The organism is Rhodococcus sp. UNC23MFCrub1.1 (assembly GCF_000686025.1).
In the GTDB taxonomy this organism is placed as follows: domain Bacteria; phylum Actinomycetota; class Actinomycetes; order Mycobacteriales; family Mycobacteriaceae; genus Rhodococcoides.
This window is the reverse complement of the sequence record NZ_JMLQ01000012.1, coordinates 1-14,588: the sequence shown is the minus strand read 5'-3', so window position 1 is coordinate 14,588 and position 14,588 is coordinate 1. Positions and strand designations below refer to the sequence as shown.

15 protein-coding genes are annotated in these 14,588 nt (G+C 68.3%); 14 read left to right on the top strand and 1 reads right to left on the bottom strand.

The window, feature by feature from the left end:
* The first annotated feature begins 1 nt into the window (after position 1).
* The 14 genes from BR07_RS0120800 to BR07_RS27145 all read left to right on the top strand — a co-directional run bounded on the left by BR07_RS0120800 (position 2) and on the right by BR07_RS27145 (position 14,087).
* A complete protein-coding gene (locus BR07_RS0120800; RefSeq protein WP_027507066.1) occupies positions 2–721 on the top strand; it encodes an ABC transporter ATP-binding protein in 720 nt (239 codons plus the stop codon).
* Between the two features lie 29 nt (positions 722–750).
* Positions 751–1,797, top strand: coding sequence for an ABC transporter substrate-binding protein (locus tag BR07_RS0120795; protein ID WP_027507065.1), 1,047 nt, complete (start codon positions 751–753; stop codon positions 1,795–1,797).
* Between the two features lie 19 nt (positions 1,798–1,816).
* The gene (locus BR07_RS0120790) at positions 1,817–2,920 is read left to right on the top strand and encodes an LLM class flavin-dependent oxidoreductase (RefSeq protein ID WP_027507064.1); all 1,104 of its coding nucleotides are present in this window, start codon (positions 1,817–1,819) and stop codon (positions 2,918–2,920) included.
* A 348-nt stretch (positions 2,921–3,268) separates the two neighbouring features.
* On the top strand, positions 3,269–4,045 hold the full coding sequence (locus tag BR07_RS0120785; protein ID WP_442970387.1) for an ABC transporter permease: 777 nt from the start codon (positions 3,269–3,271) through the stop codon (positions 4,043–4,045).
* Entirely contained in the window at positions 4,042–5,085 is a 1,044-nt protein-coding gene (locus BR07_RS0120780; RefSeq protein ID WP_027507062.1) for a taurine ABC transporter substrate-binding protein, read from the top strand. Before BR07_RS0120785 ends, BR07_RS0120780 begins: the two co-directional genes overlap by 4 nt.
* Positions 5,069–5,878: an ABC transporter ATP-binding protein gene (locus BR07_RS0120775; protein ID WP_027507061.1), complete on the top strand. Its 810-nt coding sequence runs from the start codon at positions 5,069–5,071 to the stop codon at positions 5,876–5,878. Before BR07_RS0120780 ends, BR07_RS0120775 begins: the two co-directional genes overlap by 17 nt.
* Before the next feature lie 274 nt (positions 5,879–6,152).
* Positions 6,153–7,088: a sulfite exporter TauE/SafE family protein gene (locus tag BR07_RS0120760; protein ID WP_027507060.1), complete on the top strand. Its 936-nt coding sequence runs from the start codon at positions 6,153–6,155 to the stop codon at positions 7,086–7,088.
* A gap of 47 nt (positions 7,089–7,135) precedes the next feature.
* Complete coding sequence (gene stf0 / locus BR07_RS0120755; RefSeq protein WP_037187152.1) at positions 7,136–7,942, top strand: trehalose 2-sulfotransferase; 807 nt, start codon at positions 7,136–7,138, stop codon at positions 7,940–7,942.
* Complete coding sequence (gene cysD, locus BR07_RS0120750; RefSeq protein WP_027507058.1) at positions 7,939–8,886, top strand: sulfate adenylyltransferase subunit CysD; 948 nt, start codon at positions 7,939–7,941, stop codon at positions 8,884–8,886. Before stf0 ends, cysD begins: the two co-directional genes overlap by 4 nt.
* A complete protein-coding gene (gene cysC / locus BR07_RS0120745; protein ID WP_051613656.1) occupies positions 8,886–10,814 on the top strand; it encodes an adenylyl-sulfate kinase in 1,929 nt (642 codons plus the stop codon). Before cysD ends, cysC begins: the two co-directional genes overlap by 1 nt.
* A gap of 10 nt (positions 10,815–10,824) precedes the next feature.
* The gene (locus BR07_RS25780) at positions 10,825–11,790 is read left to right on the top strand and encodes a formylglycine-generating enzyme family protein (RefSeq protein ID WP_231476465.1); all 966 of its coding nucleotides are present in this window, start codon (positions 10,825–10,827) and stop codon (positions 11,788–11,790) included.
* Positions 11,791–11,881: 91 nt separating this feature from the next.
* Positions 11,882–13,267, top strand: a complete 1,386-nt coding sequence (locus BR07_RS0120735; RefSeq protein ID WP_027507056.1) for a sulfatase family protein — start codon at positions 11,882–11,884, stop codon at positions 13,265–13,267.
* Positions 13,268–13,412: 145 nt separating this feature from the next.
* Positions 13,413–13,694, top strand: a complete 282-nt coding sequence (locus BR07_RS25775; protein WP_037187149.1) for an ANTAR domain-containing protein — start codon at positions 13,413–13,415, stop codon at positions 13,692–13,694.
* 237 nt (positions 13,695–13,931) lie between these two features.
* Positions 13,932–14,087, top strand: coding sequence for a hypothetical protein (locus tag BR07_RS27145; protein WP_155957128.1), 156 nt, complete (start codon positions 13,932–13,934; stop codon positions 14,085–14,087).
* Positions 14,088–14,153: 66 nt separating this feature from the next.
* Here the strand turns inward: BR07_RS27145 and BR07_RS25770 are convergent.
* Positions 14,154–14,588: biotin/lipoyl-containing protein (locus BR07_RS25770; protein WP_331280459.1), on the bottom strand; the 435-nt coding region annotated here is incomplete at its 5' end.

Below are 14,588 nucleotides of genomic sequence, written 5' to 3'. Positions count from 1 at the left end.
CATGACCGGGACCACCACGGCCGTCGCGGCGCTGTCCGACGTCGACAAGTGGTACGGCGACGCCCACGTCCTGCGGTCGGTGGACCTGACCGTCGACCGCGGCGAGATCGTCGCCCTGGTAGGACGGTCCGGCTCCGGCAAGTCCACGATCCTGCGCGTACTCGCGGGCCTGTCGACCGACCACACCGGCCGACGCGAGGTGGCGGGCCACCCGGCGGTCGCCTTCCAGGAACCCCGCCTGTTCCCATGGAAGACGCTGCGTCAGAACGTCTCCTACGGCCTGAACACGGCCGGCGTCACAGGCGAGCCCGCACTGGCCGCGGCCGACGCGACGCTTGCCGAGGTGGGCCTGGAGGACAAACGCGATGCGTGGCCACTGACACTGTCCGGCGGGCAGGCGCAGCGAGCAGCACTCGCGCGCGCCCTGGTCGGCGAACCCGAACTACTGCTGCTCGACGAGCCCTTCGGCGCCCTCGACGCGCTGACGCGACTGTCCATGCAATCACTGCTGCTCGACCTCTGGTCCCGCCACGGCTTCGGCATCCTGCTGGTCACCCACGACGTCGACGAAGCCGTCGCGCTCGCCGACCGGGTACTCGTCCTCGAGGACGGCGCCGTGATCGATTCGGTCACCGTCCCACTCCCCCGCCCACGAGACCGGGGCACCTCGGAATTCTCCCGTCTCCGCACCCATCTCCTGGGCGCCCTCGGCGTCCACTGATCCCCTCGCATCGGAAAGTAGCTTCCTCCATGTCCTCGTCCCACCGCTCCCATCTCGCGCGAGTCCTCGCCGCCCTCGCCGTCCTCACTGTCGGGGCTGCCGGACTCACTGCCTGTGTGTCACGGGAGAGCGCCTCCTCGTCGTCGGAGGCACCCGCGCTGGTCTCCACCGACGACCTCGCCGCCGTCACCCTCGACGTCGGCGACCAGAAGGGCGGCACCGAGGCGCTCCTGCGCGCGTCCGGTGAGCTCGACGGCACTCCCTACGACGTCGCGTTCTCCACCTTCACCTCCGGACCACCCCAGGTGGAAGCGGCGACCGCCGGCCAGATCGATTTCGCGGTCACCGGCAACACCCCACCGCTGTTCGGTGTGGCAGCGAACGCTCGCATCAAGATCGTCTCGGCCTACGCCAACGACGCCAGCGGCGACCAGATCCTGGTCCCGCCCGCCTCAACCGCGACGACGTTCGCGGACCTGCGCGGGAAGAAGATCGCCGTCGGCAAGGGCTCTTCCGCGCACGGACACGTCCTGCTGCAACTGCAGAAGGCCGGACTCACCGAGGACGACGTCGAGCTCGTCTTCCTCCAGCCGGCCGACGCCTCGACGGCATTCGCGTCGGGGAACGTCGACGCGTGGGCCATCTGGGATCCGTACACCGCCATCGCGCAGGTGCAGAACGGCTCGAAGACCCTGATCACCGCCGAAGGAACCGCCAACGGCTACGGGTTCGGTATCGCCTCGCAGCAGGCCTTGGACGACCCGGCGACCAACACCGCGTTGCAGGACTTCGTGGTGCGCCTGGCGAAGGCATCCGCGTGGGCCGACGCCAACCCCGCCGAGTGGGCGGGCGCGTACTCCGCCGCCGTCGGCATCGATCCGAAAGCCGGTGAGCTGGCGCAGGGCCGCAGTCAGCGTCCGGCGATCGCGTTGGACAACAGCGTGATCGAGTCCGAGCAGACGTTGTTCGACGTGTTCGCCGATAGTGGCGCCATCCCCGCGGGCAACCCGGTCGCGGACTTCGTCGACACCCGCTACAACGACGCGATCGCCGACGCGACCGTCGCCACCAACTGATCGCAGGAGCACCCCACTCGTGACCGCACGCATCTTCTGGTTCCTACCCACCGCAGGTGACGGCCGATCCATCGTCGGGGCATCGCACGCCTCGGCGCACCGCGTCGAGCCCGCCGGCTTCCGTCGCCCGTCCTTGCGATATCTCACCGAGGTCGCGCAGGCCGCCGATCGTCTCGATTACGAGGGGGTGCTCACCCCGACGGGAACGTGGTGCGAGGACGCCTGGCTGACCACGGCAGCACTGCTGCAGGCGACTCGGCGGCTGAAGTTTCTGGTCGCGTTCCGCCCGGGTCTGACCCCGCCGACGTTGGCGGCGCAGCAAGCGGCGACCCTGCAACGCTTCTCGGAAGGCCGCGTGCTGTTCAACATCGTCACCGGTGGCGACGACGCCGAGCAGCGCCGGTTCGGCGACTGGGTGGACCACGACCGTCGGTACGCCCGCACCGACGAGTTCCTGGACGTGGTGCACCGCATCTGGACCGAGGAGTCCGTCGATCACGACGGCGAGTTCTACCGAGTCGAGGACGCCCGCGTGTCCGAGGCGCCGGACCCGGTGCCGGAGTTCTGGTTCGGCGGATCCTCCGATCCGGCGCTGGCGGTTGCCGCCACGCGCGTACAGACGTACCTGACGTGGGGTGAGCCGCCCGCCGATGCCCGCGCGAAAATCGACCGGGTCCGGTCTCTCGCCGATGCACAGGGCCGCAAGCTCACCTACGGTATCCGTCTGCACACCATCAGCAGGGACACCTCCGAAGAGGCCTGGGCCGTGGCGCAGCGCCTGCTCGACGAGCTGCCTGACGACGCGGTGGAGAACGCGCACCGCCTCCACGCGTCGTCGCAGTCCGAGGGTCAGCGACGAATGGCCGCGCTGCACGGCGGGAGCAAGGACTCGCTGGAGATCTACCCGAACCTGTGGGCGGGTGTCGGATTGATCCGCGGCGGCGCCGGCACCGCACTGGTCGGGTCGCACGAGGAGGTCGCGAACCTCATCGGCGAGTACCACGACGCCGGGTTCGACGAGTTCATCCTGTCCGGGTATCCGCACCTCGAGGAGGCGTACCACTTCGCCGAGGGTGTGCGGCCCATCCTCGATCGGCGCGGGATCACCGCTCCCGCTCGCTGATTCACGAGAACCTCGCTCAGCGCCGACGCCGGCCGGCGCACGTCGCGACCACACCCGTAGTCGGGGCTGCCGTGGCGGTGTCGGCGCACGCCGCTCATCGCCGAACCTTCGGATCACGGTGAGCGAAAATCTGGACACGCTTTCTTGTGATCGGTTGCAGCGCACCCGATTTGCGCCATCCCCGCTCCGAGGTGATACTTCCGGCATGCGCACCCGCTGTCGTCGTTGAAGCGCCATCACCTCGTCGTGCCGCATGTCCCCAGCATCCGAAAGTCTCCCGTGACCTCTTCTGTCGATCTCCCCCTGTCCGCACCCGAACGCGCCCCGCGCAGGACCTCCCGGTTCCCGGTGTCGGCGGTGGCGCTGCCTGCACTGTCGCTGGTGTTCTTCCTGGCCGTGTGGCAGATCGCCGCGTCGTCCGGCATCTGGAACGAGACGTTCGTTCCCTACCCGTCCACCGTGTGGGACGCCGTCGTCACCGTCTCCACCACGCACGACGGCACCCGCGGCTATCAGGGCTTTCTGCTGTGGGAGCACCTGTACATGACGCTGCGGCGAGTCCTCGCCGGTGTGGTGGTCGGCGTCGCGTTGGGACTCGTCCTGGGCCTGGCGATGGGCACCGTGCAGTGGGTCCGCCGAGTACTCGAGCCATGGCTGACGTTCCTGCGCGCGCTGCCGCCGCTGGCGTACTTCTTCCTGCTGGTCATCTGGCTCGGCATCGACGAAGCACCCAAGGTGACCCTGCTGGCGCTGGCCGCGCTGCCCCCGACCGCGGTCGCCACCACCGCAGCGGTGCTGGCCGCTCCGTCGGGTCTCGTCGAGGCCGCCCGCGCGCTCGGCGCGAGCCGCCGCCAGGTCATCACCGATGTGGTGGTTCCGTCGGCGCTGCCGGAGACGTTCACCGGTATCCGTCTGGCCGTGGGGATGGCCTACTCGTCCGTGGTCGCCGCCGAACTGTTCAACGGCCTGCCCGGTATCGGCGGAATGGTCAAGGACGCCAGCAACTACAACAACACCCCCGTCGTTCTCGTCGGCATCTTCGCCATCGGGATCTCGGGTCTGCTCATCGATGCACTACTACGCGCGGCGGAGCGTCGCGCGGTTCCGTGGAGGGGAAAGATATGACCATCTCACACCGTCTCATTCGATCGGCGGCCGTCGCGGCCGCAGCAGCGCTCGTCGCGACCGGGTGCGCCGTCGGCGGGGAGAACGCCCCCGACGACAGCAAACCCACGCTGCGTTTCGCCTACCAGTCCTTCCCCAGCGGTGACCTCGTGGTCAAGAACAACGGGTGGCTCGAAGAGGCACTGCCGGACTACAACGTCGAGTGGACCAAGTTCGACTCCGGCGCCGACATCAACACCGCATTCGTCGCCGGCGAGATCGACTTCGGGGCGATCGGGTCTAGCCCGGTGGCCCGCGGTCTGTCCGCACCACTGAACATCCCGTACCAGGTGGCGTTCGTCCTCGACGTCGCCGGAGACAACGAGGCGCTGGTCGCGCGGAACGGCACCGGCATCGAGTCGGTCGCGGACCTTCGCGGCAAGCGGGTGGCCACGGCGTTCGCCTCCACCGCGCACTACAGCCTGCTCGCCGCGCTGAACCAGGCCGGGCTCGGCGCGTCGGACGTGCAGTTGATCGACCTGCAACCCCAGGCCTCGCTGGCCGCGTGGGAGCGCGGCGACGTCGACGCCGTCTACACCTGGCTGCCGACACTAGACCAACTACGCGCCAGCGGGAAGACGTTGATCGCGAGCCGCGAGCTCGCGACCGCAGGCAAGCCCACCCTCGACCTGGGTGTCGTGTCGAGCGAGGTGGCCCAGTCGAAGCCCGAGGTCGTCGACGCCTGGCGCAAAGCCGAGGCGCGCGCTCTCGGAGTCATCGCCGACGACCCCGCCGCCGCCGCGAAGGCCGTAGCGTCGGAGATCGGCATCACCGAACAGGACGCGGCGAACCAGCTCTCCCAAGGAGTGTTCCTGACCCCCGCCGAACTGACGTCGAGCGAGTGGCTGGGCACCGACGGGCAACCTGGCAACCTGGCCCAGAACCTGCACAGCGCAGCGCAATTCCTCGCCGAACAGCAGCAGATCCCCGCCGCCCCCGACCTGTCGGTGTTCGAGTCCGCGATCTACACGAAGGGACTGCCCGATGTCCTCGACGACTGACGTCACCGGCGACACCCGCGTCGACGGGTCGGTGACCATCGACGCCGTCACCCACGTCTACGGGTCCGGACGCGACTCCGTCGTCGCCCTCGGCCCCGTCAGCCTCGACATCGCAGCGGGGGAATTCCTGGTGCTGGTCGGCGCGTCGGGGTGCGGCAAGAGCACTCTGCTGCGGCTGGTCGCGGGATTCGACGAACCCACCGACGGCACCGTGCACGTCTCCGGGCGGCCGCCCACACCCGGCGTCGGCGCCGGTGTGGTCTTCCAGCAGCCACGGCTGTTTCCGTGGAAGACGGTGGGCGGGAACATCGACCTGGCCCTCACCTACGCCGGCACAAAGAAGTCCGAACGCCGCATCGCCCGTGAGGCGTTGCTCGAACGGGTCGGGCTCACCGGCACCGAGGACCGCAAGATCTGGGAGATCTCCGGCGGACAACAACAACGGGTCGCCATCGCCCGGGCACTCGCTGCGGAGAACTCGTTGCTCCTGCTCGACGAGCCGTTCGCTGCACTCGACGCACTCACCCGCGAACGGCTGCAGGAAGACGTCCGGCGGGTCAGTCACGAGAGCGGGCGCACAGCCATCTTCGTCACCCACAGCGCCGACGAAGCAGCCTTCCTCGGCTCCCGCATCGTCGTGCTGTCCGCCCGCCCCGGCCGCGTCGCCCTCGACATCTCCTCGGACCTGCCCAGGACCGGCATCGACCCCGACGAACTACGTGGGACCTCCGAGTACGCGGCGCTGCGAGCGGAGATCGGCCACGCCGTCAAAAGCGCAGCCCGCGAGAACTGACCGGACAACGTCCACGGGTGCAGGCAACCGGTGAAGCCAGCGGTTTCCCTCAGCTGTCAGATCGAGCAGACCGCGAAACCGCTCCTCGATTCACGCCCGCATGCGATGCGGGTGAGGTCGACCGTCACTCGGATGACGTTCGGCGGGACCGTCATCACTTCGCATCGCCGAGCCGATGCGGGTCGATTGTGATCTCGTCGATTCGAACCAGTGACCGATTCTTCGTCACGCGTTGTGATGGAACCATTGTCGTGTCCGTCGATCGGGGAGCCGTATGAGAACGTTGGTTTTGCTCGGCTTGGTGGGGTTCGCAGCCCAGCTCGTCGATGGCAGCCTGGGCATGGCCTATGGCGTGACCACCACGACGTTGTTGCTTGCGGTCGGAACCAATCCCGCCGCCGCCTCGGCGACGGTTCACCTGGCCGAGATCGGCACCACCCTGATGTCCGGGGTGTCGCATTGGAAGTTCGGCAACGTCGAGTGGCAGGTGGTGCGTCGTATCGCGTTGCCCGGAGCGGTCGGCGCCTTCCTCGGGGCTACTGTGCTCTCCTCGTTGTCGACCGAGGTCGCCGCGCCGGTGATGTCCACCGTCCTGCTGATCCTGGGTTTGTACGTGTTGATCCGATTCACCGTTCGCGGCGTCCCTCGTGATCGACTCGGCCAGCCGTTGCGGCGCCGGTTTCTCGGGCCGCTGGGCTTCGTGGGCGGCTTCGTCGATGCGACCGGAGGCGGCGGATGGGGTCCGGTGGGCACGCCCGCCATCCTCGCCAGTGGTCGCCTCGAACCCCGCAAGGTGATCGGGTCCATCGACACCAGTGAATTCGTCATCGCCGTCGCTGCCAGCCTGGGATTTCTCGTGGGACTCGGGACCGCGGGCATCGAGTTCGGGTGGGTCGTCGCCATTCTGCTCGGGGGACTGATCGCTGCACCCATCGCCGCATGGCTCGTGCGGCACATACCGCCGCGGCTGTTGGGTTCTGCGGTGGGCGGCCTCATCGTCTTCACCAACGTGCGCACCCTTTTTCGCAGTGACTGGTTGGAGATTTCCGGGGCCGCGGCTGCGGTGGGGTATGTGGTGGTGATCGCTGTCTGGGCCGACGCTTTCGGCTGGTCGCTACGGGAGTGGTCGAAAGACCGACAGGCCGAATCGGCGGATGCCATCGCCGCACATGCTCGCGTGGCCACGGAGAAGCAGCCCGTCGCGTCCTGACCCAAGCTCCCCGCCGCGCCCATGAGAACTACCGTCGAAAGGCCCCAGTGACCTCGCCCCGTTCGTATCTGGTGCTGGCCTCGCAACGCAGTGGCAGCACCCTGCTCGTGGAAACCCTCCGTGCCACTCGCCAGGCCGGCGAACCGCAGGAGTTCTTCCAGTACCTGCCGAACACCTCGCTCCCCCCACAACCGCGCGAGTGGTTCGACTCGGTCTCCGACACCACGGTGACGTCGCTGCTCGCCCCGCTCGAGCCCGGCACGCCCTGGTCTGAGAACGCCGAGGAGTGGCGCTTTCGCATCCTGCGTGAGGGACGCACCCCGAACGGGGTGTGGGCGGGCAAGCTCATGTGGAACCAGACACCGTTGTTGATCCGCCGAGCTGAGTCCCTCACCGGCCGAACACCACCTGCGGGCGATGCGCTGCGCGCGGCCGTCGACGTCGTGCTTGGAGACGTCGCCTTCATCAAGGTGACCCGACGCGACCTGGTTCCCCAAGCCGTGTCGTTCTGGCGTGCGGTGCAGACCAGGGTGTGGCGCGGTCGCGCCGACCCTGCCGTCGATGCGGCGGCGCAGTACCACCCGGCCGGCATCGCCCATCTTCTGAGCATCCTCGAGGGTCAGGAGAAGGGATGGCGTTCGTGGTTCGATGCCACCGGCATTACCCCGTTCGAGGTCGATTTCGACGAGCTGACCACGGATACCGCTGCGGTGACGGCGTCCGTGCTCGATCACCTCGGGCTCGACCCGTCGCTCGCACCGGCGCCCGCGCTGCGGAAGCAGTCGGACGCTCGGTCCGACGACTGGATCACGCGCTATCGGGCCGACGCGGTCCAGTTGGGACTCCCCTCATGACCGTGACCGGTCTCGATGTGACCCACGTCGACGAACTTCGCGCATTGGAAGCCGAAGCGGTCCACATCATCCGCGAGGTGACCGCCGAACTGGAGCGGCCCGTTCTCCTGTTCTCCGCCGGAAAGGACTCCATCGTCCTGCTCCGGTTGGCTGAGAAAGCGTTCCGGCCGACGTCGCAGCCGCCCGACGTGGCCTCGCGCATCCCGTTCCCGGTCCTGCACGTCGACACCGGTCACAATTTTCCGGAAGTGATCGATTTTCGGGACAGACGCCTGGCCGAGGGCGGACACCGGCTGATCGTCGCGTCGGTGCAGGAGACCATCGATTCCGGCCGGGTCACCGAGGTCGGCGGCCCGGACGCGTCCCGCAACCGACTGCAGACCCGCACACTGCTCGACGCGCTCGAGGCCGGTGGTTTCGACGCGGCCTTCGGAGGTGCCCGACGCGATGAGGAACGAGCCAGAGCCAAGGAACGCGTCCTGAGCTTCCGCGACGAGTTCGGCCAGTGGGACCCACGCGCTCAACGAGCGGAACCGTGGACGCTCTACAACGGCCGCATCAAGCGCGGCGAACAGGTCCGCGTCTTCCCCTTGAGCAACTGGACCGAACTCGACATCTGGCGCTACATCGCCCTCGAAGGTCTCGAACTTCCACCGATCTACTTCGCGCACCGACGCGAGGTGTTCGAGCGGGACGGAATCCTGCTGTCGACCAGCGCGTTCGTCCGTCCCGGCCCACACGAGAGCGCCACGGTGGAGCAGGTTCGCTACCGCACCGTCGGCGATCTCACGATCACCGGCGCGGTGCGATCCTCCGCGACCGACATCGACGGCGTCATCGCCGAGATCTCGGCGGCCACCGTCTCCGAGCGCGGCGAGACGAGAGCTGACGACCGTACCTCGGTCGCGGCCATGGAAGACCGCAAGCGAGAAGGCTACTTCTGATGACCACCGCCGCGCCCGGCCGCGTCGACGACGCCACCGGCTCCACCCGTCCCCGTCAACTGCTCCGCATCGCGACCGCCGGCTCCGTCGACGACGGCAAGTCCACGCTCATCGGCCGCTTGCTCCACGACACCGACAGCCTGCCACTCGATCACCTCCAAGCCGTAATGGGCGACGACGGGGTCCCCGACCTGGCCGCGCTCTCGGACGGGCTCCGGGCCGAGCGCGAGCAAGGCATCACGATCGACGTGGCGTACCGGTTCTTCTCGACCGCCGACCGCAACTACATCCTGGCCGACACCCCCGGCCACGAGCGGTACACCCGCAACATGTTCACCGGCGCCTCCAACGCCCACGTGGCACTGTTGCTGGTCGACGCCAGGGCGGGCGTACTCCGCCAGACGCGCCGCCACGCCCGCATCGCCTCCTTGCTCGGCGTGGAGCATCTGGTCGCCGTGGTGAACAAAATCGATCTGGTGGACTTCAGCGAAAGCCGTTTCGCCGAGGTGGTCGGCGAGATACGCCTGCTGACCGACCGGTTGGGCGTCGCCGAACCGACGGTGGTCCCCATCGCAGCACTGAGCGGAGACAACGTCGTCACCCGCTCGGCCGACACACCCTGGTACGACGGCCCCACCCTGCTCAAGTTCCTCGAGACCGTCGAACTCGAGGCACCGGCACCCACCCCGGACAAGCTCCGCATGCCGGTGCAGTGGGTGTCTCGTCCGACCGACCCGACCGAGCGACGCCGGTACACGGGCCGTCTCGCCGCCGGCACCCTGCAGGTGGGCGACCCGATCCTGGTCCTGCCGTCGGGCTCGCGCAGCACCGTCACCGCGCTGGACACCCTGGATGCAGCGCGCACGGTCGCCGTGGCGCCGCTGTCCGTGGCCATCGAACTCGCGGACGACATCGACGTGGCCCGCGGCGACGTCGTGGTCTCCGGCCGGGAGGACGGACAGTCGCCGGTCGTGGCGCGCGAGCTCGACGCGACGGTGTGCTGGTTCGCCGACACCCCGCTGCGCGCCGGAGATCGCCTCGCTCTCAAACACACCACCCGTACTGTGCGCGCGACTGTTTCCGAACTACACGGCCGACTCGACCCCGAGACCCTCGACGAGGATCGCAACCCGGTCGCCCTGGCCATCAACGACATCGGCTCGGTCACCCTGCGGACCAGCTCCCCCGTTCTCGCCGACCCGTATGCCGACATCCGCGACGGCGGCGCCTTCGTTCTCATCGACGAGAACACCAACGACACAGTGGGCGCCGGAACCGTCACCCTCGCGCGAGCAGCCAAACCGGCCGGCCGCGTGCGCAACGACGTCAAGTGGCACCCGTCGGCACTCGAACGGGGACATCGGTGGTCGGCCGTCGGACAGCGCGGCGCCACCGTCTGGCTCACCGGGCTTCCCGCGTCGGGCAAGTCGACGCTCGCCGTCGCAGTGGAACGGGCGTTGGTGGAATCCGGTCGCGTCGCGTACCTGCTGGACGGGGACAACGTGCGTCACGGGCTGTCCGACGACCTCGGTTTCTCCGCCGGCGACCGCGCGGAGAACGTGCGTCGCGTCGGGCACCTGACACGATTGTTCGCCGATTCGGGGACCATCGCGATCGCGTCGTTGGTGTCCCCGCTCGCCTCCGATCGTGAGATCGCGCGGGTGCTCAACGCGGCGGCCGACCTACCCTTCGTCGAGATCCACGTCGCCACTCCGCTCGCGGAGTGCGAGCGACGCGACCCCAAACGCCTGTACGCGCGGGCACGCGCCGGCGAACTGCTGGGATTGACCGGAATCGACGCCCCGTACGAAGCTCCGGAGAACCCGGACCTGGTGGTCGACACCACCGGGGCCGACCTGGACGATCTCGTGGAGCAGGTTCTGCGCGTGCTCGTGCAGCGGGACATCATCCCAGCCGCGGCCACGTAAACTGAACCAGGTGTCCTCGTCGTCGTGCTGCACCCCGGATCGACGCCCGGTCGAACCGACGAGCAACCGCGCATCGGCAGGTACGTCGAGCGGGGTGGGTCCGAACCTCGAGTGGGTGTCGCTGCCCGGCGGGATCTTCCTCATGGGGGCCGACGACGCGTGGGCCTACGCCGCCGACCTCGAGGGTCCGGTCCGCCCGGTCACGGTCGCCGCGTTCGACATCACGGTGACGCCGGTGACGGTCGCCCAGTTCGCTGATTTCGTCGGCGCGACAGGGTTCCGGACGGATGCCGAGGTGTTCGGGGACTCGCTGGTGTTCGTCGGAGACCTCGGACCCACGGCGCACCGATGGCCGACGGTGGCCGCGACCCCGTGGTGGCACGTGGTCGAGGGGGCGACGTGGAGGTATCCGTCGGGACCCGACGTCGATGTCGACGCGACACGGGATCGAGCGGCCCATCCCGTCACCCATGTCTCGCGCCGGGACGCCGAGGCGTTCTGCGCGTGGTCCGACACTGCACTACCCACCGAGGCCCAGTGGGAGTACGCCGCGCGCGGCGGCCTCGAACAACAGCCGTTTCCCTGGGGGCCCGACCTCGAACCGGGAGGCACTCACCGAATGAATGTGTGGCAGGGTGATTTCCCTCAGTCCAACACCGCGGCCGACGGGCATGCCGGAACCGCCCCTGTCCGGTCCTACGCACCCAACGCCTTCGGCGTGCACGAGATGACCGGAAACGTCTGGGAATGGACGACCGGCGGGTTCGACGATGCCCGCGGGGACACCAGAGCGGTGACCCGCGGCGGGTCGTACCTGTGCCACGCGAGCTACTGCCGTCGGTACCGCGTTTCGGCTCGGTCGGGGTCCACATCCGACACCTCGAGTGGACACACCGGGTTTCGGGTGGTCACCACCAGCGAAGCATGCGGAGCGCCGGATGACCCGGTCGGGCGTGGGCACTTCCGCTCACGCTGAGCCGAACCGCTGACGCCCAACCCGGCGGCCACTACCGTCGGCTGACCGAGCACCACTCGAACAGGAGTCGCACCGAGAAGATGGAGACCGCATGAGGGCGCAGCCGGTCGGCACCGACGAGAACGTCCTGCTGGTCCACTGGCACGATCTCGGTCGGCACCTCGAGTTGTACGGCGCCACCGGTGCCACGTCTCCCGCGCTCGATCGTCTGGCCTCCGAAGGCGTGCTGTTCACCCGCGCGCACGCCACTGCCCCGCTGTGTTCGCCGTCGAGGGGCAGCCTGCTCACCGGGCGGTATCCGCACAGCAACGGCATCGTCGGTCTCGCGCACCACGGTTGGGAGTACAAGGACTCGGTTCGCACCCTCCCCCAGCTACTCGGCGAGCACGGTTACCGCAGCGCCCTGTTCGGCATGCAGCACGAGTCGTCCACCCCGGAACGGCTGGGCTACAGCACCTTCGACGTCGACGACTCGGATTGCGACCACGTGGTCGATCAGGCCACCGCGTACCTCGAGTCCGCTCGCGGGCAGGACGGCCCGTTCCTGTTGAACGCCGGCTTCTTCGAGGTGCACCGGCCATATCCCGTCGAACGGTATCCGCGTGCCGATCCCCACACGATCGTCGTTCCGTCCTACCTTCCCGATACCGCCGCAGTGCGTGAGGATCTGGCCGCGTTCCACGGTTCGATCACGGTGGCCGACGCCGCGGTGGGCCGCCTGCTGGACGCACTCGACACCACCGGCTTCGCCGACGACACCTGGGTGGTGTTCTTCACCGATCACGGCGAAGCCTTCCCCGGAGCCAAATCCACGCTGTACGCCCGCGGAACCGGAATTGCGTTCATAGTGCGTCCGCCGCGGCGTCGCGCGGTCGCGCCCGCCGTGCACGACGGTCTCTTCAGTGGCGTCGATCTGGTTCCCACTCTGCTCGACGTTCTCGGTCTGCCGATCCCCGGCGACGTCGAAGGTGTCTCACACGCCGAGATCCTCGCGGGCGAGTCCAAGGATGCGGTCCGCGACGAGGTGTTCACGCAGAAGAACTACCACGACTCCTACGACCCGATTCGGGCGGTGCGCACCGAGAACTGGAGCTACCTGGAGAATCTCGCGTCGCGGCACAAGCTCGAGCTTCCCCTCGACATCGCCGACAGCCCGTCCGGGCGCGCACTGGGCTCCGATCATCTGGCTCCTCGACCGGCACGGGAGTTGTACGACCTGACCACCGACCCCGACGAGACCACCAATCTGGCCGGGCTGCCGGAGTTCGCGGACATCGAAGAAGACCTGGCCACTCGACTGGCGCAATGGCGAACCGAGACCGAGGACACGGTGACGCCGGACGCCGAGGGCAGCGAACTCGCCGATCGAGTCGTACGTCGCTACCTCGCAACGCTCGCCGGTAAGCAGACGGTCCCACGGTCCCCCAAGGGAGCCGACCGCCGACTGCGAGGGCCCGAGCGCGCCGCGTCCGCGTGACGGCCCGGTACAGCGCACCGACGAATCACCAATCGCACCGACGAACCACGAATCGCACCGATTCCAATGGTGGGCAACGGTGCTCGCATCGAGGGACGATCACCGCACGCGAGCACCACCCAGCACCAGAGAAAGGGCGCCGGCGATGTCCGACCACGCGACTCCAGACCGCACCCAGATCGATATCGGCGTCGGGATCCTCGTCGGGCTCTGCGGGTACACACCCGAGCAGGCATTCACGGAACTCACCGCGTTCTCGCACCGACACAAGGTGGGGCTGATCTCCACCTCACGGGCCCTCACCCTGTTGGCCCAGAGCGCCACGCCGAACGGGACCGAACACACCGCGGTCGAGGAAGCACGATCGCGATGGCGGCACATCCTCCATCGCGGCGCCGATCGACCGGTTCTCGAACGAACGGCGTAGCGCCCACCTATCTTTGCTGCTCAGCGCCTTTCGTATTCGTGTGCTGACGTCTTCAACGGTAGTGCCGGACAATGGGTGTGACGGTGGCGCGGTTGCCGGCGGAGTCGGCGCTCGAGCCCATGCTGATGAGCCAGAAGTTTCTCATCCACCACCCGTTTGCGGTTCTTGTCGACCTCGGATGGGTCTGCGAGAGTCTCGGGCCGCCGGTGATGCGGCGGGGAGCGTCGGAATCCGTCCGTGTCGCCACCTTCGGGCGCGGGCGAAGACATCGGCTTCACAGCCGAGACACCCGTTGCGCTGATCGCCCTGGTCCAGAGCCCGGACGGAACGCCCATTCGCGATCTCGCCTCGATCAGCGACGTCACGATGCGCTCGATGCGCTCGATGGCCTGAGCACACGATGCGCTGTTAGCGCACCGTGCAGACCGAAAACACCGACCGGTACAGGATCGATGCGGGTCAGGAGCGGTCGGTGGTGTCGCCGACGGCGATGACGCAGATCAGGTCCCCGCCCTCGACCTGCGCGACACCGGACAGAGCCAGACGGGTGACGGTGCCCGCCCGCGGCGCGGTGACGGCTGCTTCCATCTTCATCGCCTCGATCGTCGCGACGGTCTCCCCCGCCGACACCGACTGCCCCACCTCCGCGGTCAACGTCACCACACCCGCGAACGGCGCCGCCAGATGCGACGGATCGTCCCGATCCGCCTTCTCCGTCGTCGGCGCATCCGCCGAGATCGACCTGTCCCGCACCGACACCGGCCGCAACTGTCCGTTGAGGATGCACATCACCGTCCGCATCCCCGCCTCGTCCGGCTCCGAGATCGCCTCCAACCCGATCAGCAGATCCACACCCTTCTCCAGGCGCACCCGATGCTCGTCGCCCTGACGCAA

Coding starts and splice junctions, on each gene's coding strand:
- BR07_RS0120760 (WP_027507060.1), top strand. CDS start 6,153: ATGAGAACGTTGGTTTTGCTCGGCTTGGTGGGGTTCGCAGCCCAGCTC.
- BR07_RS0120775 (WP_027507061.1), top strand. CDS start 5,069: ATGTCCTCGACGACTGACGTCACCGGCGACACCCGCGTCGACGGGTCG.
- cysC (WP_051613656.1), top strand. CDS start 8,886: ATGACCACCGCCGCGCCCGGCCGCGTCGACGACGCCACCGGCTCCACC.
- BR07_RS25775 (WP_037187149.1), top strand. CDS start 13,413: ATGTCCGACCACGCGACTCCAGACCGCACCCAGATCGATATCGGCGTC.
- BR07_RS0120800 (WP_027507066.1), top strand. CDS start 2: ATGACCGGGACCACCACGGCCGTCGCGGCGCTGTCCGACGTCGACAAG.
- cysD (WP_027507058.1), top strand. CDS start 7,939: ATGACCGTGACCGGTCTCGATGTGACCCACGTCGACGAACTTCGCGCA.
- BR07_RS0120780 (WP_027507062.1), top strand. CDS start 4,042: ATGACCATCTCACACCGTCTCATTCGATCGGCGGCCGTCGCGGCCGCA.
- BR07_RS0120735 (WP_027507056.1), top strand. CDS start 11,882: ATGAGGGCGCAGCCGGTCGGCACCGACGAGAACGTCCTGCTGGTCCAC.
- BR07_RS0120795 (WP_027507065.1), top strand. CDS start 751: ATGTCCTCGTCCCACCGCTCCCATCTCGCGCGAGTCCTCGCCGCCCTC.